This is a genomic window from Micromonospora sp. NPDC003944, from assembly GCF_053605225.1.
On record NZ_JBSGIV010000059.1, the window covers coordinates 1 to 25,802 of the forward strand.

The following is a 25,802-nucleotide window of genomic DNA, read 5'->3' on the forward strand; positions in this document are numbered from 1 at the left end:
CTGGATGAACGACCGGCGCGCCTCGACGTCCTCACCCATCAGCACACTGAACAACTCGTCGGCGGTCGCCGCGTCGTCGAGAGTGACCTGACGCAGGGTACGCGTCGCCGGGTTCATCGTGGTCTCCCACAGCTCGGGATAGTTCATCTCGCCGAGACCCTTGAAGCGCTGGATGTCGTCCGGCTTGGCGTTGGCCTTCTTCTGCTGGCGCAGCGCGATCAGCCCGTCCCGCTCACGGTCGGAGTAGGCGTACTGCGCGTCGTCGCCCTTCTTGTTCCACTTGATCTTGTAGAGCGGCGGGGCGGCCAGGTAGACGTGCCCCAACTCGACAAGCGGACGCATGAAGCGGAACAGCAGGGTGAGCAGCAGCGTCTGGATGTGCTGGCCGTCGACGTCCGCGTCGGCCATCAGCACGATCTTGTGGTACCGCAGCTTCTCGATGTCGAAGTCGTCGTGGATGCCGGTGCCCAGCGCGGTGATCAGCGCCTGGACCTCGTTGTTCTTCAGCACCCGGTCGATCCGGGCCTTCTCCACGTTGAGGATCTTGCCGCGGATCGGCAGGATCGCCTGGGTCCGTGGGTCGCGGCCCTGCTTGGCCGAGCCACCGGCCGAGTCGCCCTCGACGATGAACACCTCGGACTCGCGCGGGTCGGTGGACTGGCAGTCCGCGAGCTTGCCCGGCATCGAGCCGGACTCCAGCAGCGACTTACGCCGGGCCAGCTTGCGCGCCTGCTGGGCCGCGATCCGGGCCCGGGCGGCCTGGGAGGCCTTCGTGATGATCATCTTGGCCTCGGCCGGGTTGCGGTCGAACCAGTCGACCAACCACTCGTTGCAGACCCGCTGCACGAAGCTCTTCACCGGGGTGTTGCCGAGCTTGGTCTTGGTCTGGCCCTCGAACTGCGGGTTGGCCAACTTGACCGAGATGATCGCCGCGAGCCCTTCGCGGATGTCCTCGCCGGAGAGCTTCTCGTCGCCCTTGAGCAGCTTCTTGTCGGTGCCGTACCGGTTGACCACGCTCGTCAGCGCGGACCGGAAGCCCTCCTCGTGGGTGCCGCCCTCGTGGGTGTTGATCGTGTTGGCGAACGTGTAGACCGACTCGCCGTATGACTCGTTCCACTGCATGGCGATCTCGACGGACATGCCCTCTTCCTCGGCGCCGAACTCGACCACGGTCTTGTGGATCGGGTTCTTCGAGGCGTTGAGGTGCCGGACGAAGTCGGAGATGCCGCCCTCGTAGAAGAAGGTGACCTCGCGCTGCCGGCCGTCCTCCTCCTCGGCGACCCGCTCGTCGAGCAGGTGGATGCGCAGGGCGCGGTTGAGGAAGGCCATCTCCTGGAGTCGCCGGTAGATGGTCTGGAAGTCGAAGTCGACGGTCTCGAAGACGTCGGGGTCGGGCCAGAAGGAGACCGCCGAGCCGCTGCGGTCGGTGGTCTCGCCCTTCTCCAGCGGGCTGGGCTTGGAGTTGGTGTACTGCTGCCGCCAGACGAAACCGGACTTGTGGATCTCCACGGCCATCCGGGTGGAGAGCGCGTTCACCACGGACACACCGACGCCGTGCAGACCACCGGAGACCGCGTACGCCTTGCCGTCGAACTTGCCGCCGGCGTGCAGCACGGTCAGTGCGACCTCGACACCCGGCTTCTTGAGCTTCGGGTGTAGGTCGACCGGGAAACCACGGCCGTTGTCGGTGACCCGGACGCCGCCGTCGGCGAGCAGCACCACGTCGATGGTGTCGCAGTATCCGGCCAGCGCCTCGTCGACCGCGTTGTCGACGACCTCCCAGACGAGGTGGTGCAGACCGCGTTCGCCGGTGGACCCGATGTACATACCGGGCCGCTTGCGAACCGCCTCCAGCCCCTCGAGAACGGTGATCGACTCTGCGCCGTACTCCTGCTTGTCCTGCGCTGCCACCCTCGGCCACTTTCTCGCGTCAGCCGCGCCGGTAGGGCGCAGCGGGCGCGGGTTCGGCGGACAGGACGCGACGTCGGCGCGCGGACCGGTGCCGGAGACCTCCGGACAGCGGGTCGAACGCGCCGGTCGCCGCGGTTGCCCGCGGATCGCGATCGGCTCGACCCGACGTGGAGAATGAACCTGGGGCCACCGGCCCCCGTCCCCCCGCACCGGGTCTTCGTCTCGCTGTCAATCCTACTGTGCGCGGAGGACAGAACCACCACTCGGCACCCTCAGCGAGGCGGCTGAGAAGTCCATAGCCGGCAGAACCCCGTCGCCCACGACTCCCCCCACACGCCAGGCTCGGATCGCACGCGCCGCCGCCGGACGGGTTGACCCGCGGTCGGGCGGGTCGGGGGTCGCGGCCGAGGCGTGAGTGCCGTACGTTTGCGGCGCCCCGGAACCAGCCTTGATCTTTATGGCCTGGAACCGGGACGATCGACCCGATCGACCCGACACGTGCTCTTTTAAGAGGTGACAGATGGGGCTGGACAACGTCGCGGTGCACTGGCCGCGGACCGGCCGCTTCTACGATCCGGTGGCGCCGGCCGAGTTCGTCGACTTCGGCGAGATCGTCGACCTGCCGCGCATCTCGGCGCCGACTGCGGCGCTGGCCGAGCTCATCGCGAAGACCGGCACCATCCGGGCGACCGCGTACACCGAATTGGTGGACCTGTTGCTCGGCCTCGAAGGTGTGTTGTACGCCACAGACGCCGCCGCCGAGGACGAGGACCCGGTCATCGACCCGGACGGCTGCTCCTGGATCGCGAGCGGCATCGAGCGGTTCGTGGCCGCACACCGCCCGAACGGAGAGGCGGTCACCTTCGAGTCGGTGAGCACCGTGCTGCGCTCCCTGCTCGGCGATGGTCGGTTGGCCGAGCAGCAGCTGCGCTGGCTGGAGAGCCGGCTCGACGCGCTTCGCGACGAGCGCGGTGACCCCCCGCAGTGGAACTTCACCTGCGCCGAGCTGGGCGTGCTGGCCGCCTTCTACCGGCGCTGCGCCGAGCGCGGGTTCGCCGTCTACGCCGACGCCTGAGCCGCCGCGTCCGCCGGCTGGTTGGCGGCCTTGATCAACTGCGTCAGCACGGCGTGCAGGTGTTGCAGGTCGTCGAGGGGCAGCCCGAGCCGCTGCACGATCGCGGCCGGGATCAGCTCCGCCTGACTCCGCAGCGCGGCACCACTGGCGGTGAGGGTGACGGCGAGGCTGCGCTCGTCGCTCGGGTCGCGCTCCCGACGTAGGTAACCTGCCGCCTCCAGCCGCTTGAGCAGAGGCGACAGCGTGCCCGGGTCGAGCTGGAGCAGGCGGCTGAGGTCGCGACCGGACAACGGCGCGTGCTGCCAGAGCGCCAACATCACCAGATACTGCGGGTGGGTCAGCCCCATCGGCTCCAGCAGCGGCCGGTAGACGGCCACCACGCTGCGCGCGGCGACGGAGAGGGCGAAACAGACCTGCTGCTCCAGGGCCAGCGGGTCGACGCCGTCCGGTCGTTCGCTCATCGGTTGCTCTCTCCTGCCACGATGACTATCGTACCGATCATTGGTACACCAACCATTGGCACCCCAAAGGTCTGCTCGCGCGATGAATGCAGGCCGGCGGGGCGACGCGCGGAAGAGGGCGGCAGATGAGCGAGGACGGCGCGGTCACCAAGGCTCCGGGCGAGGGTGGCCGACTGATGCGCTGGGCCTTCCGACACCTCGCCGGCCCGGCCGAGGGTGTGCAGGGCGCGGTGCAGGGCGGCTCGGCCGAGGCCCGCGAGGCGTGGAAACGCGACCTGGCCGAGCGCAAGCGCTTCACCCGGGAACAGCGGGATCGCAAGCGGGCAGCCCGCGAGGCCGACAGGCACGGTTGAGCGGGCGGGTCAGCCGTACGTGTCGCGGGGACCCCGCCCGCGTACCCGGCGTGGTCCCTTCCCCCAGGAGGGCGCGGCCGGGCCGTGGATGTGCAGCTTGCGCACCACGTTGTGGCCGACCTCGCTGGCGATCTGCTTGAGCAGCGAGCCCGCGAGCAGCCGCAGCTGGGTGGCCCACGCGGTCGACCGCGCCTCGACGGTCAGCTCACCGTTCTCCAACTTCACCGGGCGGCTGTTCTGCGCGATCTCGGCGCCGACGACCCGCTCCCAGGCACCGAACACGGTGGCCTCGGCCGCCGGCTGCTGCCAGCCACGTGCCTTCACCAGCCGGTTCAACACGGCACCGAGCGGCTGCGGATCGCGCGGGTCGGGGCCGGGGCCGGAGTAGCCGCGCAACCGCCGCCCCGAGCCGCCGGCGGCGTCACCGCCGCCGGGCGTGCGCCGGGCGCGGGCCGCCGCCTGCCGCCGGGACAGTGCCGCGTCGAGCACCGCCCGGGCCAGCTCCGGCCCGCTGGCGGCCGCCGCCGGCTCACCGCCCGTCGACCCCTCCGCCGCCTTCGGGGTACGCGCAGCCGGGCCGTCGCCTGCCGCCGGTCGACCTGTGCGTGGCTCATCCGACACGGCGTACCGCCCCTTCGCCGACCTGATAACGGGTGCCGCGCAGGGCGGCCGGAACGTCGTCGTCCACCGCACAGGTGACCAGGAGCTGACTCGCACCGCCGACCAGCTCCGCCAACCGCTCCCGGCGGCCGGTGTCCAACTCCGCGAAGACGTCGTCGAGCACCAGCACCGGCTCGATGCCGTCGGCGCGCAACAGGTCGTACCCGGCCAGCCGCAGCGCGAGCGCGAACGACCACGACTCGCCGTGGCTGGCGTACCCCTTGGCGGGCAGCGGGCCGAGGCTCAGGGCCAACTCGTCGCGGTGTGGGCCGACCAGGGTGGTGCCCCGCTCGATCTCGGCGGAGCGGGACGCGGCGAGGGCCGCCGTCAACGCCTCGGCGAGCGCGGCCCGGTCGGTGGTCGGCTCGGCCAGCTCGATCGAGGGCCGGTACGCGATGCCCGCCGCGCCCCGACCGGCGGCCACCGCGTCGTACGCCTTGGCCACGTGCGGGGTGAGCGCCGCCACCAGCTCCAGGCGGCCGGCGAGCAGTTCCGCGCCGTGCTGGGCCAGGTGGGTGTCCCAGACCGCGAGGGTGCCCAGGTCACCACCCCGCGACCCACCGGTCTTGCGGGCCAGGTACGCGGTACGCAGCAGGGCGTTGCGTTGCTTGACGACCCGCTCGTAGTCGGCCCGCACGCCCGCGTACCGGGGTTGCCGGTTGACCAGCAGGTCGTCCAGGTAGCGACGGCGCTCGGCCGGGTCGCCCCGGACCAGCTCGAGATCTTCCGGAGCGAAGAGCACCAGCCGGAGCGCCCCGAGCACGTCCCGGGCCCGCCGCGCCGGCGAACGGCCCAGGCGGGCCCGGTTGGCCTTGCCGGGCACGATCTCCAGCTCGACAAGGAGCTCGCGGCCGTCGTGCACCACCGCGCAGCGGATCACCGCGGACGCGGCGCCCATCCGGACCAGCGGCGCGTCGGTGGCGACCCGGTGCGAGTCCAGGGTCGCCACGTAACCCAACGCCTCGACGAGGTTCGTCTTGCCGACGCCGTTGGCACCGACCAGGACGTTCGCCCCCGGCTGAAGATCGACTGCTACCCGCTCGTACGAGCGGAAGTCGACAAGTTCCAGCCGGTGAACGTACACAGGTTGTGGATACCGCTCAGCGCTTGTGGACGGCGTGGCCACCGAACTGCTGACGCAGCGCGGAGACGGCCTTCATGGCGGGCGAGTCGTCCTGCCGCGAGGCGAACCTGGCGAACAGCGAAGCGGTGATGACGTTCAGCGGAACGGCCAGCCGGACCGCCTCGTCGACGGTCCACCGGCCCTCGCCGGTGTCCTCCGTGTAGCCGCTCAGGTCGGCCAGCTCCGGGTCCTCGTCGAGCGCCCGGTCCAGGAGGTCGAGCAGCCACGAACGGACGACGGTGCCCTCCCGCCAGGACTTGATGACGCCCGGCACGTTCGTCACCAGCTCCGAGGCGGCCATCAACTCGTAGCCCTCGGCGTAGGCGTGCATCAGGCCGTACTCGATGCCGTTGTGCACCATCTTCGAGTAGTGCCCGGCACCGACCGGGCCGGCGTGCACGAAGCCGAACTCGCCCTCCGGCTTGAGCGCGTTGAAGATCGGCATGAGCCGGTCGACGTGCTCCTGGGCGCCGCCGACCATCAGCCCGTAGCCGTTCTGCCGGCCCCAGACGCCGCCGGAGACCCCGACGTCGATGTAGCCGATGCCCAGCTCGTTGAGCCGCTCGGCACGGGGCGCGTCGTCGCTGAAGCGCGAGTTGCCGCCGTCGATGATGATGTCGCCCGCACCGAGCACCTCGGCGAGCTCGTCGATGGTGGCGTCGGTGACACCGGCGGGCACCATGGTCCAGACCGCGCGCGGGGACTCGAGCTTCTCAGCCAGGCCCGCAAGGGTCGTCACGTCGCTGATCTGCGCGTTGTGGTCGAACCCGACCACCTCGTGCCCGGCGGAGCGCAACCGCTCCCGCATGTTGCCGCCCATACGGCCGAGTCCTACTAGGCCGAGCTGCATGTGTTCCTACCTCCGTGGATCTGGGTGTTGCTGGGCGCGATCAGCGCGAGACGCGGATCGGCATGATGAGGTACCGGTACCCCGGAATCACCTCGCCATCCTCGCCAGCGGGAGAGATCACCGCGGGCTTGAAGGCGTCGACGAACGAGAGCACGGCCGTCTGGGAGCCCAGGTTTGCCAGACCGTCGATGAGGTACTGCGGGTTGAAGCCGATGGTCAGCGGGTCGCCGGTGAAGGTGGCCTCCATCGCCTCGCTGGCCCGTGCCTCCTCGGAACCGCCGGCCTCGACGACCAGGCCGTCGGCGCTGAAGCTGAGTAGCACCGGGGTGGTCCGCTCGGCGACGAGCGCCACCCGCTTGACCACCTCGATGAGCGTGCTCACCGGCACCAGGGCCGTGGCGTTGTGGGTGGCCGGGAAGAGGGACCGCACCGGCGGGTAGTTGGCGCCGTCGAGCAGGCGGCTGGTGGTGCGTCGGGTGCCGCCGGCGAGGCCGACCATGCCCTCGCCCGCAGCGCCCTGGGCGAGAGCGAGGGTGACCTCACCGCCGAGCGGGCCGAGGGCCTTGGCGGTGTCGTTCAGGGTGCGGGCGGGCACCAAGGCGTTGATGCTCACCTCGGGGTCGTCCGGGCGCCACTGGATCTCGCGCAGCGCCAACCGGTAACGGTCAGTGGCGAGCATCGACAGCGTGTCGCCGGACAGCTCGACCCGGACACCGGTCATCATCGGCAGCGTCTCGTCCCGACCGGCGGCGATGGCCACCTGGGACACCGCGGTGGCGAACGCGGCCGCGTCCACCGTGCCGGCGCTCTGCGGCATCTCCGGCAGCGCGGGGTAGTCCTCCACCGGCATGGTGGGCAGGGTGAACCGGGCGCTGCCACAGACCAGCTCGAGGTGCGCGCCGACCGCGGCGATGTCGACAGGCTTGGCCGGCAACGCCTTGGTGATCTCGGCGAGCAGGCGGCCGGAGACGAGCGCGGCGCCGTCGGCATCGCCCTGCACCTCGACGGTCACCTGGCTGGAGACCTCGTAGTCGAACCCGGAGACCCGCAGGTTGCCGTCGGTGACGCGGAGCATCACCCCGGCGAGCACCGGTACGGATGGCCGGTTGGGCAGGCTCTTCGCGGTCCAGGCCACGGCCTCGGCGAGCGCGTCGCGCTCCACTCGGAACTTCATCAATGCCTCCGCGTCGACGTCGACGACAACTCTCTCATGCCGACCGCTGCCTACCGTCCCGCCCAACCGTGCGGGTACCCATCGCACCTTAGGGCGCGGGGCTATCGGCTGTGCGCCCGACCCCATGCTTCGTGTCGGTGCTGACCGGCTGATCCGACAGCGTTCGGCCCGATCCACAGAAAGCCCAACGGTGATGATTGGTTTTTGTTCTCTTAGAAGAGATAACTCATCGTCTTCATCGCACCTGTGCAAACTGTGGAAAACCGAGGTCTGCGCAGGTCAGACAGGTTATCTACAGGTGATTTAGCTGTGGAGAACCGGGGGTACAACCGGCCTGTGTGTCCACAGGCCGGCTTCGGCGGCCGGTTGTCCACCGTTGTCCACCGGTTGTCCACCGGTAATCCACCGACTTTCTCCCCAAGCCTGTGGATCGCGGGGAAGATCACCATTGCCGTCATCCCCAGAACCTTCAACAGCTCGTACACAGGTCGTCGGTCATCGGTGGAAAACGTGGCGGTTGTCCCCAGGCGTCCACAGCGTCGTACACAGGGTTTCTCCACAGCCTGTGGGTAACCGACGGAGGACGGACCGTAGTTATCCACCGACGGTGGACAACGAGCTGTGGACAACGAGTGGACGACGAGGCGGTCACGGCCTCGATGATGTGGTCTCCACCATGTCGAGAGTCCAGTTGGCGGACCAAAAAGAACGCCCGGCCGGCGATCCGGCCGGGCGTGTCCCGGGCTGTGTGCCGCCGCGACGGCGGTCGTACGCCTAGCTGTTCTGCTTGATCCGGTTGGTCAGCTCGGCGATCTGGTTGTACAACGAGCGCCGCTCCGCCATCTGCTGACGAATCTTGCGGTCGGCGTGCATCACAGTGGTGTGGTCCCGGCCACCGAACGCCTGCCCGATCCGGGGCAGCGACAGCTCGGTCAACTCCCGACACAGGTACATGGCCACCTGACGGGCGTTCACAAGCACCCGGGACCTGGACTGCCCCCGCAGGTCCTCCAGGCTCACCCCGAAGTAGTCGGCGGTCGAGGCCATGATCTGGTCGGCGTTGATCTCCGGGCCGGCGCCGTCGGGCATGAAGTCCCGCAGCACCTCCTCGGCCAGCGACAGCTCGACGGTCGACCGGGTCAGGCTGGCGAACGCGGTCACCCGGATCAGCGCGCCCTCCAGCTCCCGGATCGAGTTCGACACCCGGGAGGCGATGAACTCCAACACGTCCGGCGGGGCGTACATCCGCTCCTGCGCCGCCTTCTTCTGCAGGATCGCGATCCGGGTCTCCAGGTCCGGTGGCTGGATGTCGGCGAGCAACCCCCACTCGAACCGGGTGCGCATCCGGTCCTCGAGGGTGGCGAGCTGCCGCGGCGACCGGTCGGAGGTGATCACGATCTGCTTGTTGGCGTTGTGCAGGGTGTTGAAGGTGTGGAAGAACTCCTCCTGGGTGCGCTCGCGGTTCTCCAGGAACTGGATGTCGTCGATCAGCAGGATGTCGACGTCGCGGTAGCGCCGCTGGAACGCACTGGTCTTGTCGTCCCGGAGCGAGTTGATGAAGTCGTTGGTGAATTCCTCGGTCGAGACGTACCGGACCGAGCGGGCGTTGCCGAGCGTCGTGGCGTAGTGCCCGATGGCGTGCAACAGGTGGGTCTTGCCCAGCCCGGAGTGCCCGTAGATGAAGAGCGGGTTGTACGCCTTCGCCGGTGACTCCGCCACCGCGACGCTCGCCGCGTGGGCGAAGCGGTTGGACGAGCCGATGACGAACGTCTCGAACATGTACTTCGGATTGAGCCGGTTGCCGCCGGAGTCGGCCCCGGGCAACCGGCGGTCGTCGCGGCCACCGGGCCGATGGTCCACCGCGCTGCGGCCCGGGCCGCTGTCCGTTCCGCTGTCCCGGGGAAGCGAGCGGATCACGTGCTGGTCGCGTGGTGACGCCGAGTCGTCCCGGTAGCGGGGCTCGTAGGGCCGGGTGTCCGGGCCGGGCGGGTCCAGGCGAGCGGCCTGCTCGTCGTAGCCGCGCCGGTCCGGGCCCGGTCGGGGCGACCGCATGGGCTCCGCGAAGGCGGCGCTGAACAACGCCTCCTGGCCGTCCCTGCTTGCGGGAATGAGCCCCGGGCGGTGCCCGTCGACGGCCGGCGCGAGCGGCGGCCCTGCCGGCGCGGGAGGCGCCACCGGATCCGAAGTACGCGGCGCGGCTGACTGCTCGGGGATCATCGCGTCGGCAGACGGCCGGGCACCCTGGTCGTCGTCGAACGGGGCGATACCCGGCCCGTCGATGTCGAGCGGCCCCGGCTCCGGGGCGCTGCGGTAGACGGTGCCAGCCGGTCGGCCGGCGGCGTCCTCGGCCACCCGAACGGTGACCGCCACCTGGATCGGTCGGCCGAGCCGGCGGGTGAGCGCCTCGGTGATGGCCGGGCGCAGCCGTGACTCGATCACGTCGCGGGTGAACGCGTCCGGGACGGAGAGCAGTGCGGTGTCCTCGACGATCGCCCGCAGCCGGGTCAGTCGGAGATAGGCACGCTGCTGGGCGGAGATGATCTCGTCGGCGAGCTCGTCGGTCGCCGCCAACCACACTGCGGCAAGGTCGGTCGTACCGGCCACCGTCGTGCCACCCCCTCGCTTCTGCTCCCGGCCGCCGCTGTCTGCCAGCCGGCCGTCCCGGGCCCGCCGCGTTCGCGGGTGGAACAACACCCACCCGGACGGTCGACCGGTGGTCATCCACAAGTTATCCACAGCCTGTGTACCGACCGATTGTGGCCGCCGCCGGACGCGGGTGGGACCTGCCCCTGCCTGATCGGGCGCTGAAGCGGGTTCACCGTGCCGAACGATTCACTGCCTGGTCCGGTCTTGCCTGTGCGACTCTTGCCTGTGCGACGACCGGAGCTTCCGACGCTCACCGCAATCGGGCACGGTAACAGCGTTGTCCCTGCGCCATCAACCGGCGACGCGGCGGCGCCCTTGTCGGCATCAGCGAAAACCGCCGTCCCGCCTCGGGCGCGTCCCGTTGTCCGCCGCTCGGGGTGTTTGACGGTCATTGCACCCCTGCGTAGGCTGGAACGGCTGCTTTCTCGCCCTCTGCTAGGGTGATGGGTGCTTGCTGTCCGCGGTCGCATCCCCGCATCGCCGAGGTCCCGCTCCGCCGGACAGCACCGATCGTGGGCCACCGTCGAGGTGGCCTGGACCACCACACGACCCCGGCGATCCCGTCGCGCGGGGCGCGTACGAAAACGGAGAGCCTGACGTGAGCAAGCGCACCTACCAGCCGAACAACCGCCGGCGCGCGAAGACCCACGGCTTCCGGCTGCGCATGCGCACCCGTGCCGGCCGTGCCATCCTCTCGAGCCGTCGCGCCAAGGGTCGCACCACCCTGTCGGCCTGAGCCGACCGGGCCGGTCCAGGGGACGTGGGCAGTCGTGCTGGCCGCCGCACAGCGACTGCGGCGCAGCACTGACTTCGCCGCAGCGGTTCGCGGTGGCCGACGCGCCGGACGTGGCGCCGTCGTGGTCCACCTGACCGTGCCGGTGTCCGTCGGCCCCAGCACACCGACCTCGCCGGAGCCGGTACGGGACAACAGTGCGGAGCAGTCGTCCGTGCCGTCCCGTGCCGGCTTCGTCGTGTCCAAGGCGGTCGGCAACGCGGTGACCCGCAACCGGGTCCGCCGTCGACTGCGGGCGCTGGTCCGGGAGCGATTGGCCGCCCTGCCCGTCGGCAGCACCCTGGTCGTCCGGGCGCTCCCCGCCGCGGCGCAGGCGTCCTACCCTCGACTCGCCACCGACCTGGACGCCGCCATCGCGGTCGCCCGGTCACCCCGCGAGCGGCGGCCCCGATGAGCGGCACCGACCAGACCAGCCCACGCCCGTCGACAACCGGTGCCAAGGTGCTGATCGCGCCCATCATCGCGTACCGTCGGTGGATAAGTCCGGCACTGCCGGCTCGCTGTCGGTTCTACCCGTCGTGCAGTGCGTACGCCCAGGAGGCGGTCGTGCGGCACGGTGCGCTCCGGGGAGCTGTGCTGGCGGTCCGGCGGCTGTTGCGCTGCCACCCCTTTCACCCTGGTGGATACGACCCGGTTCCGGAGCCGGGCGACCGCCGCCGTGCTGATGTGACTGGAGCCCCGAATTGAGTCTCGACTGGATCTACTACGCGATTTCGTGGATCCTGCTGACCTGGCACTCTGCCTGGGACGCCATCGGGGTGCCCGTCGGCGCGGTGATCGGCACCAACTTCGCCTGGATCCTGGCCATCATCTTCCTGGTGGTCACCGTCCGGGTGATCCTGTTCCCGGTCTTCGTCAAGCAGATCAAGTCGCAGCGGGCGATGCAGGCGCTCCAGCCCAAGGTCAAGGAGCTTCAGGAGAAGCACAAGGGTGACCGGGAGACGCTCCAGAAAGAAATGATGGAGCTGTACAAGAAGGAGAAGGCCAACCCGCTCATGGGTTGCCTTCCGATGTTCCTTCAGATCCCGGTCTTCCTGGGGCTCTTCCACGTGCTGCGCCGGCTCGACCCAGACAAGCAGAACAAGACCCTCTACGGCTGGACCGTCGACCAGTTCCAGAGCGCCTCGCAGGCGAAGCTCTTCACCGCGCCGATCGCCGGCAAGTTCGGCTCGACGGCCGACGAGCTGGCCAGCCTCGGCGCCAACGGCAGCACCGTGAAGATCATTGCTGGTGTCCTGGTCCTGGTCATGATCGCGACCACCTACCTGACCAGCCGTCAGATGATCCTCAAGACCGGCTGGGCCGAGGACCCGCAGCAGCGGATGATCCAGCGACTGATGCTCTACGGCATCCCCGCGTCGCTGCTGATCTCCGGCGCGATCTTCCCGATCGGCGTCATCATCTACTGGGTCACCAACAACCTCTTCACCCTCGGTCAGCAGCAGTGGGTGCTGCGGAAGTTCCCGCCGCCGGTGACCGCCAAGAAGGCCACCGCTCCCGCTGCCACCCGCAACCCGGTGCAGCCCGCCAAGTCCGGCGGCCTGTTCGGTCGCGGCAAGACGGCCCCGCCGGCGCCGGTCAAGGCCGCCGCGCCCAAGGTTGCCGGGCCGAAGCCGGGTGCCAAGCCGGTGAACAACCCGAAGAAGGGCCGCCCCGCCAAGCGGCAGGGCTGACGTGTGAGGGGCCGCCGTCGGAGCGCCGACGGCGGCCCGTTCCGCACCGCGCAGCCGCCGTACGGCCGGCGCCGGGTGGAACCGACCGCGCACCGCGCGGCCACGGGCGAGACTGCCCGTACAGACGTGCCCGTGGGCACCGGCGACCTCCCGCCGGCCATGGGAAACCAGTCGGACCCGAGGGTCCGGCCGAGCGAGTACGGAGATGAGACCGTGACCGAGACCAGCATCCCCCGCGCCGAGCAGTCCCTCGACGAGGAGGAGACCACCACGCTCGCGGTGGACGGCGACGACACCGAAGCCGATGACACCGAGGCGGACGACGACACCGACACCGCCGCTGGCACCCGGGCGAAGAAGACCGCGGGCGAGGGCGACCTGTTCCGGCAGAGCGAGATCGCCGCTGACTACGTCGAGGGCCTGCTCGACATCCTCGACTACGACGGCGACATCGACGAGCTGGTCGCCGCCGGCCGTCCGATGGTCGAGGTGGTCGGCGAGCGGCTGCAGAACCTGGTTGGCCAGCGCGGGGCCACCCTGGAGGCGCTCCAGGAGCTGACCCGCCTCGCCGTCTTCCGGCAGACCGGTACCCCGAGCCGCCTGCTGCTCGACGTCGGCGGCTACCGGGCGAACCGCCGCAAGGAACTCGCCGCGGTGGCCAAGAACGCCGTCGAGAAGGTCAAGGAGTACGGCGAGCCGGTCCGCCTGGAGGCGATGTCCGCGTTCGAGCGCAAGTGCGTGCACGACGTCGTCAACGCCATGTCCGGTGTGGCGAGCGAGTCCGAGGGTGTGGAGCCGAACCGGCGCATCGTCGTACGGCCGGCGGACTGACCGGGTGACCCACGACGACGCCACGGCCGACGCCGTGTCCGGCCCGGGCGGCACACCGCCCGGGCCGTCCGCTGTCCGCCCTGCTGCCTCCGAGGTCGACGCCGACTCGACCGGGCGGGACACTGCCCCGTCCCCGGCCGACGCGGCGTTGCCGCCCGAGTTGGCGCCGGCCGCGCTCACCCTCTTCGGTGACCGCCTCGACCTGGCCGCCGCGTACGCCGAACTGCTTGCCACCGACGGCGTGGTCCGCGGTCTGATCGGCCCCCGGGAGGCACCTCGCATCTGGGATCGGCACCTGCTCAACTGCGCGGCGGTCGCCGAGCGGATCCCGTCCGGCGCGACGGTGCTTGACGTCGGGTCCGGCGCCGGTCTGCCGGGTCTCGTGCTGGCCATCGCCCGCCCCGACCTGACGGTGACCCTGATCGAGCCACTCGCCCGACGGACGTCGTTCCTGATCGAGGTCGTGGAACGGCTCGGTCTGGCCAAGTCGGTCCGCGTGTTCCGCGGCCGGGCCGACGAGGCAGCAAGCGGATCGAGCGGTCGAGATCCGATCAGTGGAGACGTGGTGACCGCCCGCGCGGTCGCGCCCCTGGATCGGCTCGCGGGCTGGAGCCTCCCTCTGGCGGTTCGCGGTGGCCGCCTGCTGGCGCTCAAGGGGTCGTCCGCCGCGGCGGAGATCGAGGAGCACGCCGAGGTGGTGGCGCGGCTCGGCGGCGGGGAGCCGACCGTGCGGCTCTGCGGCGTCGGGGTGGTCGATCCGCCCACCACTGTGGTGGAGGTCGTGCGTGAGCGGATGGTCGGCCCGGCCCGTCCGGCGGCCAAGAAGCGCGCCCGTTCCGGGCGCCCCCGCCGAGGCTGACACTTCGTGCCATCGGGCTTCCGGCCGGTGGGTTGCCTCGTTGTACCGGTACGGATGGACGAGGGGATGAGAACCCGACGTGGACCGGCCGCGCCTGTCCGCCGTAGGCTGACCGCGCGTCGATAGTGTGGAGCGGGTGACGGACGTCGCGGGTCTCCGACCGCTCCCGTGGGCCGTACGCTCCGGGTTGCGGGCGTGGTGCGGCCAAGTTGACCGGGGCGCGGACCGACCATCCGAAGCGGGCAGGGATGACAGGTGCATGACGACGGCAGGTACGACGATCCACGCGTGACCGGGTCGACAAGCGATCCCGTTTCACGTGAAACCGACTACCCGAGCTGGTCGCCCGGCGCGACCGGGCCATCGACTCGACCCATTGACGGCGATCCGCCGGCGACGCTGGACCCGCCGTCGGGCTCGGGGCGGCCGGAGGGCGCGGGCACTCCGGAGTCGGCGGGTGTCCGCCGGCCACCTGAGGCATCGAGTCGACCGGTAAACGCCGCCGAGGTGCGGTCGACCTCGGGTCGCCGCAACACCGCCGCTGCGGTGCGCTTCGAGCCGGCAGTCCCGCACCAGCCCACCGCGGCGGTCGTTCGGGACGCCGCACCAGTGGTCGCCGCCGCACCGGTCGCTTCGACCGAGTCGTTGGCTGCCGTGGCGGCCGACCCCACGTACGTTTCACGTGAAACCCCGACGCGCGAAGAGGATGACCCACCGTTGGCTATGGAGGCGATGCGCGCCGTGCAGATCCTGAATCCCAGTGGCGAGGTGACCATGCCTCGGCCGGACCGGACCCGGGTCATGTGCGTCGCCAACCAGAAGGGCGGCGTGGGTAAGACCACCACCACCGTCAACCTTGCGGTGGCGCTCGCCCTGCACGGCAACCGGGTGCTCGTGGTCGACCTCGACCCGCAGGGCAACGCCTCGACCGGGCTCAACGTCCCACACCACACCGGAATCCCAGACGTGTACGACTGCCTGATCAACAGCGTCCCGCTGGCCGAGGTGGCACAGGCGGTCGAGGGCATCCCCAACCTCTGGTGCGTACCCGCGACCATCGACCTGGCCGGCGCCGAGATCGAGCTGGTGTCGGTGGTGGCCCGGGAGTCGCGTCTGGACCGGGCGATCGCCGCCTACCCGGGCGAGTTCGACTACGTCTTCATCGACTGCCCGCCCTCGCTCGGTCTGCTCACGGTCAACGCTCTGGTTGCCGCGCAGGAGGTGCTGATCCCGATCCAGTGCGAGTACTACGCGCTTGAGGGGCTCAACCAGCTGATCAACAACATCAACCTGGTACGCCAGCACCTCAACCCGAAGCTCGACGTCTCGACCATCCTGCTGACCATGTACGACCGTCGCACCCGGTTGGCCGACGCCGTCGAGCAGGACGTCCGGAACCACTTCGGCGACAAGGTCCTCCAGGCGGTCATCCCCCGCAACGTCCGGGTCTCCGAGGCGCCGAGCTACGGCCAGTCGGTGATGACCTACGATCCCGGATCGCGGGGTGCCACGAGTTACTTCGAGGCCGCCCAGGAGATCGCCGAGCGGGGCGTCAAGGAGCCGGTGGGCCGGAATGCGTAGTGCGGACGAGTCGCTTGGAGGCGTGGCATGAAGAACCGTCCTCGGGGCGGTCTGGGTAGGGGCCTGGGGGCTCTGATCCCGACCGGGCCGGCGCCGGATGCCGCCGGCACCGCGACGGCTGAGCCGGAGCACGAACCGATGGACGACGGGAGCGCCGTCGCCGTCGCCACGGCGCCCTCAGCAGCGCCGGTCCGCGAGCCGGAGCCCGTGCTCAGCCCGGTGCCCGGTGCTCGATTCGCCGAGATCCCGGTCGACGCGATCATCCCCAACCCGAAGCAGCCCCGCCAGATCTTCGACGAGGAGGCACTGGAGGAGCTGAAGACCTCGATCCAGGAGGTCGGCTTCCTCCAGCCCATCGTCGTTCGGCAGCTCGACGACGAGAAGTACGAACTCGTGATGGGCGAGCGGCGCTGGCGGGCCGCCCAGGCGGTGGGGCGGGAGAGCATCCCGGCGATCGTCCGGGACACTCGCGACGACGCGATGCTCCGCGACGCCCTGCTGGAGAACATCCACCGCGCCAACCTGAACCCTCTGGAAGAGGCCGCCGCCTACCAGCAACTGCTGGAGGAGTTCGGGGCAACCCACGAGGAGCTGGCCCGCCGGATCGGCCGCAGTCGCCCGCAGATCTCCAACACGATCCGACTGCTGAACCTGCCCGCGCAGGTGCAGCGCCGGGTCGCCGCCGGCATCCTGTCGGCCGGGCACGCCCGCGCTCTGCTGAGCCTCGACGAGGCGGAGGCGCAGGAGCAGCTGGCCCTGCGGATCGTGGCCGAAGGGCTGTCGGTTCGGGCGACCGAGGAGATCGTGGCCCTGGCACTCAACGACGGGTCGGCGAAGGGTCAGGCCGCGAAGCGGCGACCCAAGGCACACGCGCCCGCCCTGACCGATCTCGCCGATCGGCTCTCCGACCGGTTCGACACCCGGGTGAAGGTGGACATCGGTCGCAGCAAGGGCAAGATCACGATCGAGTTCGCCACCGTCGACGACCTCGAGCGGATCGTCGGGATCATCGGCGTGCAGCAGGAGGAGGAGAGCGGGGACTGACCCCCGTACTCCCGGTACAACGGCCGCGTCACCCACACGGGGGCGCGGCCGTTCTGCGTTGCCGGGTTGCCGGGTTGCCGGGTTGCCGGGTTGCCGGGTTGCCGGGTTGCCGGGTTGCCGGGTTGCCGGGTCGCTTCGATCTGCGGTATCCGAGTGCTGAGGTCGTCCCGGCGCGGCGCGGCGCCGGCGCGGGTCGCCGGGTTTCACGTGAAACGGCGGTGGCCGAACGCTTCAGCCGATCCACGCACCCGACGAGGCGTCGTTCGTCCTCGAACCCTCGGTCACACCCCGGCTCACCCTGTCCGCCGCGATGAGGTGCTGTGGGGGCAGGGGCGGAAGACCCACGCCGACCCGACTTCGGATGCGCTGCGCTGTCAGCCGGAGCGGTGCGCGTGCCTGTTGTTCGCAACCACTACCGCGGACGGGCGACGGCGGGCGATGGGGTCGGCGGCAGCGGGCGGGCGGCCTGAGCGGAGGGCGAGTGGGCGGCGGCAAGCGGGCAACGGGCGGGCGGGCGGCGAGCGGGCGGGCGGGCGACGGGCGGGCGGGCGACGGGCGGGCGGCGGCGGGCGCAGCGAGTGGGCGACGGGTGGGTGGCGGCGGACGCGGCGGGTGGGGCGACGCCGGGGCGGTACTACCGGGCAGCGGCCCCCGCGGGCGGATGCGGTGACGGCGGCCCGCTGGGCGTCTCGCTGAAGGCTTCGGATTGGCTCACTCGACCGCAACCACCCCTTGCATTGCCTGAAGCGTCAGTGAGCCGCTGAGTGGCGCGGAACGCCCTTTCGATGGTCAACCCCATGGGCGCGGCTGAGCACGTGGGCGTGGTGGTCTGGCGGCACCCGCCGATAGCCGACTGAGGCAGCGGGGCGCTAGCCGGCGACTCGGCACCGCGCGCCTCGTTTCACGTGAAACAGAGACCCCCGGTTCGGGGGGCAGCCGAACCCCGCGACCTCGGAGTGGCGTGCCTGCGGCGTCAACGCGCCATCGGAGGTCCGACGTGGGGTCGGTTGCCGCTTCCCGGAGCGAGAGCTGCCGGCGGTTCCGGCGCTGGGTCGAGGGCCCGCGCCGACACGGTACGGCGAGCGGACCAGCCGTCTACCCGGGGCCGTGCCGTGAGTCGGTGGCGGGCGGTGGGTCGGCGGATGTCGCATCGGCTGCGGCCCGCGCTGCGATCGGAGGCGACCCGTCCAGAGCGGGACCCGGGAATGGCCGACGCCGGCGATCTGGTGGTTCGCGGACAACGACCGAGTGGCCAAAAAGTTATCCACACCGGTTGTCCACAGGCACCCCCCGTTTCACGTGAAACAGCGCGTGGGAGCGGGTGTGGACCTGTGGATGACGGCCTGTGTTCAGGATCTCGGCAGCCTGTGGATATCGCCTCTCGGGGCCTGTGCGACTTCGCGGTCTCGGCGGACGACGGGCACCGATCCGGGGGTCCAGGACGGCTCGAACAGGTAGGGACAGCGGTGCCAGACTCGGTTAGGGTCAGCGTCGTGCACGACACCCCTCCCTCAGTCCCGGACTTCACCCAGTGGCCGTCGTTCCCCTTCGAGGGCGACCTCCACGTGAAGCATCTCGATGATCCGGTCCCGGTCGAACCGCCCCGGAAGGGCGAGGGTCTCCGGGAATGCACCGCCTGCAACGCACCCGACGACGCCTACATCTGGGTGGGCGAACGGTGGCGGGTACGCGCCATGGACCGGCCCACCGGCCTGCCCATGGTGCTCATCCTCGAGTCTCGGAGCCACCTCGACCTCGGCGACCTGCCGAACCTCCTGGCCGCCGAGCTCGGGGTGATGACCGTACGTCTGGAGCGGGCCATCCGGTCGCTCGACGGCGTGGCGCGGGTGCACGTCAACCGCTGGGGCGACGGCTCGGCTCATCTGCACATGTGGTTCCTCGCCCGTCCGTACGGCCGCCTTCAACTGCGGGGGACGTTCCTGTCCCTGTGGGACTCGATCCTGCCGCCGATTTCCGAGGCACAGTGGCGGGAGAATCTGGCGCTGGTGGCCGCCTGGCTCGCCGAGTTCGGCGGCCGTCCGCTCGCCGAGCCGCCCCGCATCCAGTGGCAGGCACCGTCGAGTCTGCTTGCGCAGTCCGCGGCCGCGGATGCCGCTGCCGCAGCGGAGGCCGCCGCAGCCGCAGCGGCCGCTGAGGCGGTTTCGGTCATCGAGGCGGCAGAGGAGATCCCGGAGCCGGCGCTCGACTCGACTCCAGGTTCGACCGACGCCGACAGCGCGCCCCCGCTCGAACCGGTCGTGGGCACGGACGCCGGCCCGACGGCGACAGTCACCGACCAATCGGCCGAGCCGGCTCGGCCGGCTATGGAGAGCGGTTCGGCGACCGACTCCGATCGGCCGGCATCCGCCACCAACCCGCCCGGCACCCTGGCCGCTGACATCCCGGCCCCCACCGCCGCATCCGGCACCGCCGCATCTGACAGCGCGTCGACCGACAGCGCGTCGACCGACAGTGCCGCCACGACAGGGACCCCCGTCCACCCCGCTCCCGCCGACGGGGATGCCGTCAGCAAGACCGTTCCGGAGTCCGGCGACGGGGAGACCAACACTGCGGGCGGAGACGCGCGCACCAACGGCAGCGGCACTCCGGACGTACGCGCGAGCCGCTGACCCGGAACCGGCCATGAGGTTGGACCCCGTCGGGTCTACCTCTGGCCGACCCGCGGGCGGTGCAGCGCGGTAGGTCAGTGGGCGGCGAGGCGGGCCGCCGCCCGGGCGACCAGGGTGCCGAGGAGTCGGCCGAAGTCCAGCCCGGCCGCCTGCACGGCGAGCGGGAGCAGTGACGTCTCAGTCATGCCCGGCGAGACGTTGACCTCCAGGACGTGCGGTTGGCCGGCCGCGTCCACGATCACGTCCACCCGAGAGAGATCCCGTAGACCGAGCGCGGTGTGTGCGGCGAGAGCCACGTCAGCGACCCGGACAGCCACCTCCGGGTCCAGTCGGGCCGGGGCGTGCCAGGTGGTACGTCCTGCGGTGTAGCGGGCAGCGTAGTCGTACACGCCGTTGCGCGGGACGATCTCGACCGGCGGTAGGGCCTGCGGGCCGTCACCGAGGTCGACGACGGAGACCGCCACGTCCATCCCCGACACGTACCGCTCGACGAGTGCCGTGGAGTAGTACGCGAAGCAGCCGACCATGGCGGCGGGCAATGCGGCGGCGTCCCGGACCACGGCCCCACCCAGCCCGGACCCGCCCTGCGCCGGCTTGACCATCAGGGGGACACCCAGGCGGTCGACGATCCGGTCCAGGACGGCGACCGCGCCAAGCTCGGAGAACCGGTCGTGCGGGAGCGCCACCCAGTCCGGGGTGGGGATGCCGGCCTCGCGGAGCACTGCCTTGGCCGAGGGCTTGTCCCAGGCGACCCGGGAAGCTCGGGCGTCGCAGCCGACGTACGGGATGTCGCAGAGATCCAGCACTCCGCGCAGTGAGCCGTCCTCGCCGGTCGCGCCGTGCAGTGCGATGACCACCGCGTCCGGCGGGTCGGCCGCGAGCGCCGGCAACAGCGCCACGTCCGCGTCGCGAAGCTCGGCCTCCACCCCGACGGCGCGCAGCGCGTCGAGCACCCGACGACCGGAGCGCAGCGACACGTCCCGTTCGTAGGAGAGCCCACCCGCGAGCACCACGACGCGCAGGTCGGCCGCGACAGCGGAATCGGTCACGAGGAGGCGCTCGGCGGTCGTACCCATGCCGGCATCATGCCAAGTCGGGCCCGGGCACGTCGGAGCCGGCCCGGCCACGTCGGCCGCCGGCGCCACCCACCGCGCCGAAGACCCGGCGCATCGCGATCTCCTGCTCCATGACACCAGCCAACCGGCGGACGCCCTCGCGGATCCGCTCGGGCGGCGGGAAGCTGAAATTGAGCCGCATGGCGCCGGTGCCGGTGCCGTCGGCGTAGAAGCCCGTGCCGGGGACGTAGGCGACCCGAGCGGCGACCGCGCGCGGCATCATGGCCTTCGAGTCGAGCCCGTCGGGCAGGGTGGCCCAGACGAAGAGACCGCCGGTCGGCGTGGTCCAGTTGGTGCCCTCGGGCATCAGGTCGGCCATGGCGTCGAGCAGGGCGTCCCGGCGTTCCCGGTAGACCTCGCGGTAGACCTTGAGCTGCTGCCGCCAGGGCATCGTGCGCAGGTAGGTGGCCACTGCGGCCTGGGCGAAACCGCTCGGGCAGAGGATCTGCGCCTCGCTGGCGATCACCAGTTTGTCGCGGACCGCGTGCGGCGCCAGGATCCAGCCGACCCGCAGCCCCGGGGCGAAGGTCTTGGAGAAGGTGCTGAGGTAGAAGACGCCGTCCCGGCGGCGGGCCCGCAGCGGAGCCGGGGCCTCACCCTCGAACCCCAGTTGACCGTACGGGTCGTCCTCGACGACGAGCAGGCCGGCGCGCTCGCAGATGTCGAGCACCCGTTCCCGGCGCTCCTCGCTGAGCGTCACACCTGTCGGGTTCTGGTAGGTGGGGATCGTGTAGAGGAACTTCACCCGCTGGCCCGCGCGGGCCAGGTCGGCGATGGCCGTCTCCAGCGCCTCCGGGATCAGCCCGTCCTCGTCCATCGGTACGTGGACGACCTGCGCCTGGGCGGCCTGAAACACGCCGAGCGCCCCGACGTACGTCGGCCCCTCGGCGAGCACCACGTCGCCCGGGTCGAGGAAGAGCCGGGCGACCAGGTCGAGTGCCTGCTGCCCGCCCACGGTGACCACGACGTCCTCCGGCGAGGCCCCGCACGCGGCGTCGATCCCGGAGAGCGACATCACCTCGCAGATCCGCTCGCGCAGATCGAGGGTGCCCTGACCGATGCCGTACTGAAGGGTGCTCACGCCGTGCTCGGAGCCGAGCCGGCCGAGCATCTCGCCGACCGCGTCCAGCGGAAGGGCGGCAATGTACGGTGCACCGCCAGCGAGCGAGACGACCTCCGGACGACTGGCCACCGCGAACAGTGCTCGGATCTCCGAGGCGGTCATGCCGCGGACCCGCCGGGCGTACCGGTCGGTGTAGTCGTCGAGTGTCGTGCCGGTCATGACCTCACCTCGATCGCTGCTCGGGTGGTTCCCGCCCCGGGTACCCCGCACGCCGCTGACCATGGCGGCGGACACACCGATTGTCGATCCTAGTCCGCCTGCGGCGGGCTGCTGCCGTGCCGAGGCAGATCGACCACATGGCGGACCGTCGTCGGCGTCCCCCGCAGCGGTGGGCATCTGCGCGTCCCCTCCCGCATCGCCGATCGGCGGCGTACGATCGCTCGTCGGGGGCAGGAAGGCGGCGCTGTCGTTCCATGCCGGTCTCACCACCGAGCCTATTGTGGGGATGCGCCATATGTCGCGACGTCTGGTCAGCCTGACCCTCGACACGTTGGAGGACCTCCCGCGCCCATGTCGGCAGTGCGTCTACTGGGAGCTCGATCCGGTCTCCGCGGACCGGGCCTGCGCGGCCGGTGACCCGGGCCTGGAGAAGGAGGCGTGGGTCTCCCAGACGCTGCTGGAGTGGGGCTCCTGCGGCAAACTCGCGTACGTCGACGGCATGCCGGCCGGTTTCGTGATGTACGCCCCGCCCGCCTACGTGCCCCGTTCGATGGCCTTCCCGACCTCACCGGTCTCCGCGGACGCGGTGCTGTTGATGACGGCCAACGTCGTCGCCGCGTTCGCCGGCGGTGGGTTGGGGCGAATGCTGGTGCAGGGGGTCGCCCGGGACCTCACCAAGCGCGGGATCAAGGCGATCGAGGCGTTCGGTGATGCCAAGTTCGGCAACGCCGACGACCCGGCCGGTGGTTGCGTCGCCCCGGTCGACTTCTTCCTCTCCGTGGGCTTCAAGACCGTCCGTCCGCACCCGCGCTTCCCTCGGCTGCGTCTCGAGCTGCGTACGGCGCTGAGCTGGAAGTCCGACGTCGAGTACGCGTTGGAGAAGCTGCTCGGGTCGATGAGCCCGGAGACCCTGCTCCGGCCGGTCCGTCCCGCCCCGGCCACCCGTTCCACGAACGGCTGACGTCGGCGACGGCTCAGTCGACCACCGTGCCGGCGGTCACGACGGCACGCAGTTCGCTGACGTCGAGCGACCCGGTCGGCACGTCCCGCTCGACGGGGTAGTACATCCGCTGCACCGCGGCGACGATCGCCTCCACCACCCGGTCCCGGAACCGGGGGTCGACAAGGTGCGCGCGGTCGGTCGGCGAGGTGAGGTAGCCGACCTCGACCCGGACGGCGGGCATCCGCGTCAGTCGCAGCAACTCCCACGTCTTGGCGTGGGTGCGGCAGTCCCGCAGCCCGGTGCGGGCGACGATCTCCCGCTGCACCAGCCCCGCCAGGCGTTCACCCGTCGCCGAGGTCACCCCGTTGTCGGTGCCGTAGTGGTAGGTCGCGACGCCTTCCGCGTCCGGGTTGGCGTGACCGTCCAGGTGCAGCGAGATGAAGACGTCGGCACCGAGCGAGTTCGCGAGCAGGGCCCGTTCGGTGTCCGGCAGGCAGCTGTCGGGCGACGGCCCCCGGGTGAGCTGCACGCGTACCCCGGAGGCGGCGAGCCGCCCCTCCAGCCGGCTGGCCAGGTCGTGCACCAGGTCCGCCTCGGTCCAGCGCAGCGAGCCGTCGGGCACCACCATCCCGGGGTCGGTGCCGCCGTGCCCCGGGTCGATGACGACTGTCTTGCCGACCAGCGCGGGCCCGGACTGCCGGATCGCGTCTGACTCGCGGAGCCACTGTGGCCGACCACCGACGACCTTGCGGCCGATCCGGCGCAGGGCGTTCATGGTGTGTGGTCCGCAGGAGCCGTCCGGGGTGAGCCCTACCTCCCGCTGGAACTGGGCCAGCGCCCGGGAGGTCCGGACACCGTAGATGGCGTCCGCGCGGCCCGCGTCGTACCCCATCTCCAGCAGTCGCTCCTGCAGCGACCGGACGTCCTCGCCGGTGAGCGGCTCGGGGACGGCGTGGTAGAGGGTGCGGGCGCCGAGCCGCCAGCGGGCGGCGTCCAGAGCGCGCCAGGTCTCCGCTCCGACCCGGCCGTCCACGCTGAGCCCTCGCGACTGCTGGAACGCGCGGACCGCCCGCTCGGTGTCGAGGTCGAACTCGTCGGTGTGCGGGCCGTCGGCGGCGAGAAGTTCGAGGCCGGTCAGGATGGTACGGATCTCCGTGACCGCGGGTCCCCGGTCACCGGGTCGGATCGGACGCACGCACGACCCCCTCTGCACGACGCTGGCTGGCCGGGCGGCCCAGGCTTGAGGCTATGCGTTGCGGGGCGGCGAGGTGGCCGGGCCGAGAAATACGTCGACGGTACGGCCGGGAAGACGCCGAACCCCGCACCCGGTGGGCGGGTACGGGGTTCGTTTGATGTTTCTGCTGGTCAGAGAGCCGATTCGATGAGCCGGACCAGCTCGCCCTTCGGCTTGGCACCAGCGATCGACTGGACCGGCTGGCCGTTCTTGAAGACGGTGAGCGTCGGCACCGACATCACCCGGTAGGCCCGCGCGGTCTCCGGGTTCTCGTCGATGTTGAGCTTGACGATGGTGACCTGGTCACCCATCTCCCGGGCGATCTCCTCGAGCAGCGGCGACACCTTGCGGCACGGCCCGCACCACTCCGCCCAGAAGTCCACCAGCACCGGCTTGTCGGCCTGCAGCACGTCAGCGACGAAGCTCTTGTCCGTGACCGCCTTGGTTGTTCCCACTATGCCCCTCCTCCGGGATGTGTTCCTTGTTTCAGCTGAGCGTCGCGATGAACCGCTCGGCGTCGAGCGCGGCGGCACAACCGGTGCCGGCCGCGGTGATCGCCTGACGGTAGGTGTGGTCGACCACGTCGCCCGCGGCGAAGACACCTGGCACGTTGGTGCGGGTGCTCGGGGCGTGGACCTTCACGTAGCCCTCGTCGTCCAGCTCGACCTGGCCCTGGAACAGCTCGCTGCGAGGGTCGTGACCGATGGCGACGAAGACGCCGGTCACGTCCATCACCTTGGTCTCGCCGGTGTGCACGTTGCGGACGCGTACGCCGGTGACCTTGCCGTCGTCGCCGAGGATCTCCTCGACGGTGCTGTTCCACTCGACCTTGATCTTCTCGTTGCTCAGCGCCCGGTCGGCCATGATCTTGCTGGCCCGGAACGAGTCGCGGCGGTGGATGATGGTGACCGACTCCGCGAAGCGGGTGAGGAAGGTGGCCTCCTCCATCGCCGAGTCGCCGCCGCCGACGACCACGATCTGCTGGTTGCGGAAGAAGAAGCCGTCACAGGTGGCACACGCCGAGACGCCGTGGCCCAGGTATTCCTGCTCGCCGGGCACGCCCAGCGGACGCCAGGCCGAACCTGTGGAGAGGATGATGGATCGCGCCCGGTAGGCGGTCTCGCCGACCCAGACGGTGCTCACCGCGCCGGAGCCGGCGTCGCCGGTGTCCACCAGCTCGACCCGGGTCACGTCGTCGGTGAGGAACTCGGCGCCGAACCGCTCGGCCTGCTTGCGCATGTTGTCCATCAGCTCGGGGCCGAGGATGCCGTCGGCGAAGCCGGGGAAGTTTTCCACCTCGGTGGTGGTCATCAACGCGCCACCGGACTGCACGCCCTCAATGATCAGCGGCTTCAGGTTGGCGCGCGCGGCGTAGACCGCCGCTGTGTAACCGGCCGGCCCGGAGCCGATGATGATCAGGTTGCGGACCTCGTCCACTGCCGTCTCCCGAGTTGTGTGTGTTCGGCGTCGGCGCGAGCACCGATGCTGATCCGAGTTGCCGACGCCTGGGTGGGGCCGGCAGCTGACTTCCAGAACGTCATCGTACGAACCGGGGATTCCCGAG

24 protein-coding genes are annotated in these 25,802 nt (G+C 70.7%); 12 read left to right on the plus strand and 12 right to left on the minus strand.

Going from position 1 to position 25,802, the window contains the following annotated elements; translation table 11 throughout:
- Positions 1 to 1,911, minus strand: a 1,911-nt coding sequence (gene gyrB / locus ACWER9_RS24935) for a DNA topoisomerase (ATP-hydrolyzing) subunit B (protein ID WP_452304102.1), incomplete at its 3' end; no start/stop codon positions are given.
- A 520-nt stretch (positions 1,912 to 2,431) separates the two neighbouring features.
- On the opposite strand from gyrB, the gene ACWER9_RS24940 reads away from it, so the two are divergent.
- The gene (locus ACWER9_RS24940) at positions 2,432 to 2,986 is read left to right on the plus strand and encodes a hypothetical protein (RefSeq protein WP_238657701.1); all 555 of its coding nucleotides are present in this window, start codon (positions 2,432 to 2,434) and stop codon (positions 2,984 to 2,986) included.
- Here the strand turns inward: ACWER9_RS24940 and ACWER9_RS24945 are convergent.
- Positions 2,971 to 3,447: a MarR family winged helix-turn-helix transcriptional regulator gene (locus tag ACWER9_RS24945; RefSeq protein ID WP_452304103.1), complete on the minus strand. Its 477-nt coding sequence runs from the start codon at positions 3,445 to 3,447 to the stop codon at positions 2,971 to 2,973. The two genes, ACWER9_RS24940 and ACWER9_RS24945, sit on opposite strands and share 16 nt — an antisense overlap.
- Positions 3,448 to 3,572: 125 nt before the next feature.
- Between ACWER9_RS24945 and ACWER9_RS24950 the strand changes: the two genes are divergently transcribed.
- A complete protein-coding gene (locus ACWER9_RS24950) occupies positions 3,573 to 3,800 on the plus strand; it encodes a hypothetical protein (RefSeq protein WP_452304104.1) in 228 nt (75 codons plus the stop codon).
- Between the two features lie 9 nt (positions 3,801 to 3,809).
- Here ACWER9_RS24950 and ACWER9_RS24955 read toward each other — a convergent pair whose 3' ends face one another.
- From ACWER9_RS24955 to dnaA, 5 genes are all read right to left on the minus strand, one after another.
- Complete coding sequence (locus ACWER9_RS24955; protein WP_452304105.1) at positions 3,810 to 4,421, minus strand: DUF721 domain-containing protein; 612 nt, start codon at positions 4,419 to 4,421, stop codon at positions 3,810 to 3,812.
- Positions 4,411 to 5,544, minus strand: coding sequence for a DNA replication/repair protein RecF (gene recF, locus ACWER9_RS24960; protein ID WP_452304106.1), 1,134 nt, complete (start codon positions 5,542 to 5,544; stop codon positions 4,411 to 4,413). Before recF ends, ACWER9_RS24955 begins: the two co-directional genes overlap by 11 nt.
- Positions 5,545 to 5,560: 16 nt before the next feature.
- Positions 5,561 to 6,433, minus strand: coding sequence for a phosphogluconate dehydrogenase (NAD(+)-dependent, decarboxylating) (gnd, locus tag ACWER9_RS24965; protein ID WP_452304107.1), 873 nt, complete (start codon positions 6,431 to 6,433; stop codon positions 5,561 to 5,563).
- Positions 6,434 to 6,473: 40 nt separating this feature from the next.
- Complete coding sequence (gene dnaN, locus ACWER9_RS24970) at positions 6,474 to 7,607, minus strand: DNA polymerase III subunit beta (RefSeq protein WP_357348393.1); 1,134 nt, start codon at positions 7,605 to 7,607, stop codon at positions 6,474 to 6,476.
- Between the two features lie 774 nt (positions 7,608 to 8,381).
- Complete coding sequence (dnaA, locus tag ACWER9_RS24975) at positions 8,382 to 10,211, minus strand: chromosomal replication initiator protein DnaA (RefSeq protein WP_452304133.1); 1,830 nt, start codon at positions 10,209 to 10,211, stop codon at positions 8,382 to 8,384.
- Positions 10,212 to 10,851: 640 nt separating this feature from the next.
- Between dnaA and rpmH the strand changes: the two genes are divergently transcribed.
- The 9 genes from rpmH (at position 10,852) to ACWER9_RS25020 (ending at position 19,664) form a co-directional block, all read left to right on the plus strand.
- Positions 10,852 to 10,989, plus strand: a complete 138-nt coding sequence (gene rpmH, locus ACWER9_RS24980; RefSeq protein ID WP_007453904.1) for a 50S ribosomal protein L34 — start codon at positions 10,852 to 10,854, stop codon at positions 10,987 to 10,989.
- A gap of 34 nt (positions 10,990 to 11,023) precedes the next feature.
- On the plus strand, positions 11,024 to 11,440 hold the full coding sequence (gene rnpA, locus ACWER9_RS24985; protein WP_452304108.1) for a ribonuclease P protein component: 417 nt from the start codon (positions 11,024 to 11,026) through the stop codon (positions 11,438 to 11,440).
- Positions 11,437 to 11,733, plus strand: a complete 297-nt coding sequence (gene yidD, locus ACWER9_RS24990; RefSeq protein ID WP_452304109.1) for a membrane protein insertion efficiency factor YidD — start codon at positions 11,437 to 11,439, stop codon at positions 11,731 to 11,733. Before rnpA ends, yidD begins: the two co-directional genes overlap by 4 nt.
- A complete protein-coding gene (gene yidC, locus ACWER9_RS24995) occupies positions 11,730 to 12,719 on the plus strand; it encodes a membrane protein insertase YidC (protein WP_452304110.1) in 990 nt (329 codons plus the stop codon). Before yidD ends, yidC begins: the two co-directional genes overlap by 4 nt.
- A 213-nt stretch (positions 12,720 to 12,932) precedes the next feature.
- Entirely contained in the window at positions 12,933 to 13,550 is a 618-nt protein-coding gene (locus ACWER9_RS25000; RefSeq protein ID WP_452304111.1) for a Jag family protein, read from the plus strand.
- 4 nt (positions 13,551 to 13,554) lie between these two features.
- Complete coding sequence (gene rsmG, locus ACWER9_RS25005; protein WP_452304112.1) at positions 13,555 to 14,409, plus strand: 16S rRNA (guanine(527)-N(7))-methyltransferase RsmG; 855 nt, start codon at positions 13,555 to 13,557, stop codon at positions 14,407 to 14,409.
- 507 nt (positions 14,410 to 14,916) lie between these two features.
- On the plus strand, positions 14,917 to 15,990 hold the full coding sequence (locus ACWER9_RS25010) for a ParA family protein (RefSeq protein WP_452304113.1): 1,074 nt from the start codon (positions 14,917 to 14,919) through the stop codon (positions 15,988 to 15,990).
- Between the two features lie 27 nt (positions 15,991 to 16,017).
- Complete coding sequence (locus ACWER9_RS25015; protein WP_452304114.1) at positions 16,018 to 17,034, plus strand: ParB/RepB/Spo0J family partition protein; 1,017 nt, start codon at positions 16,018 to 16,020, stop codon at positions 17,032 to 17,034.
- A 1,493-nt stretch (positions 17,035 to 18,527) separates the two neighbouring features.
- Positions 18,528 to 19,664, plus strand: coding sequence for a hypothetical protein (locus tag ACWER9_RS25020; protein WP_452304115.1), 1,137 nt, complete (start codon positions 18,528 to 18,530; stop codon positions 19,662 to 19,664).
- 74 nt (positions 19,665 to 19,738) lie between these two features.
- Here ACWER9_RS25020 and ACWER9_RS25025 read toward each other — a convergent pair whose 3' ends face one another.
- Positions 19,739 to 20,740 carry a D-alanine--D-alanine ligase family protein gene (locus ACWER9_RS25025; protein WP_452304116.1) on the minus strand — a complete coding sequence of 334 codons (1,002 nt, stop codon included), beginning with the start codon at positions 20,738 to 20,740 and terminating at the stop codon, positions 19,739 to 19,741.
- Positions 20,741 to 20,747: 7 nt separating this feature from the next.
- On the minus strand, positions 20,748 to 22,061 hold the full coding sequence (locus ACWER9_RS25030) for an aminotransferase-like domain-containing protein (RefSeq protein ID WP_452304117.1): 1,314 nt from the start codon (positions 22,059 to 22,061) through the stop codon (positions 20,748 to 20,750).
- A gap of 295 nt (positions 22,062 to 22,356) precedes the next feature.
- Here ACWER9_RS25030 and ACWER9_RS25035 point away from each other — a divergent pair, with 295 nt between their 5' ends.
- Positions 22,357 to 23,022, plus strand: coding sequence for a GNAT family N-acetyltransferase (locus ACWER9_RS25035; protein ID WP_452304118.1), 666 nt, complete (start codon positions 22,357 to 22,359; stop codon positions 23,020 to 23,022).
- A 13-nt stretch (positions 23,023 to 23,035) separates the two neighbouring features.
- On the opposite strand, the gene ACWER9_RS25040 is transcribed toward ACWER9_RS25035, so the two are convergent.
- The 3 genes from ACWER9_RS25040 to trxB form a co-directional block, all read right to left on the minus strand.
- Positions 23,036 to 24,199, minus strand: coding sequence for an N-acetylmuramoyl-L-alanine amidase (locus tag ACWER9_RS25040; RefSeq protein WP_452304119.1), 1,164 nt, complete (start codon positions 24,197 to 24,199; stop codon positions 23,036 to 23,038).
- 170 nt (positions 24,200 to 24,369) lie between these two features.
- A complete protein-coding gene (gene trxA / locus ACWER9_RS25045; RefSeq protein WP_030331849.1) occupies positions 24,370 to 24,693 on the minus strand; it encodes a thioredoxin in 324 nt (107 codons plus the stop codon).
- A 31-nt stretch (positions 24,694 to 24,724) separates the two neighbouring features.
- A complete protein-coding gene (gene trxB, locus ACWER9_RS25050; RefSeq protein ID WP_452304120.1) occupies positions 24,725 to 25,675 on the minus strand; it encodes a thioredoxin-disulfide reductase in 951 nt (316 codons plus the stop codon).
- Positions 25,676 to 25,802 lie beyond the last annotated feature (127 nt).

Coding starts and splice junctions, on each gene's coding strand:
- gnd (WP_452304107.1), bottom strand. CDS start 6,433: ATGCAGCTCGGCCTAGTAGGACTCGGCCGTATGGGCGGCAACATGCGG.
- ACWER9_RS24945 (WP_452304103.1), bottom strand. CDS start 3,447: ATGAGCGAACGACCGGACGGCGTCGACCCGCTGGCCCTGGAGCAGCAG.
- yidD (WP_452304109.1), top strand. CDS start 11,437: ATGAGCGGCACCGACCAGACCAGCCCACGCCCGTCGACAACCGGTGCC.
- ACWER9_RS25025 (WP_452304116.1), bottom strand. CDS start 20,740: ATGGGTACGACCGCCGAGCGCCTCCTCGTGACCGATTCCGCTGTCGCG.
- ACWER9_RS24950 (WP_452304104.1), top strand. CDS start 3,573: ATGAGCGAGGACGGCGCGGTCACCAAGGCTCCGGGCGAGGGTGGCCGA.
- ACWER9_RS25015 (WP_452304114.1), top strand. CDS start 16,018: ATGAAGAACCGTCCTCGGGGCGGTCTGGGTAGGGGCCTGGGGGCTCTG.
- ACWER9_RS25035 (WP_452304118.1), top strand. CDS start 22,357: ATGTCGCGACGTCTGGTCAGCCTGACCCTCGACACGTTGGAGGACCTC.
- ACWER9_RS25030 (WP_452304117.1), bottom strand. CDS start 22,061: ATGACCGGCACGACACTCGACGACTACACCGACCGGTACGCCCGGCGG.
- ACWER9_RS24940 (WP_238657701.1), top strand. CDS start 2,432: ATGGGGCTGGACAACGTCGCGGTGCACTGGCCGCGGACCGGCCGCTTC.
- dnaN (WP_357348393.1), bottom strand. CDS start 7,607: ATGAAGTTCCGAGTGGAGCGCGACGCGCTCGCCGAGGCCGTGGCCTGG.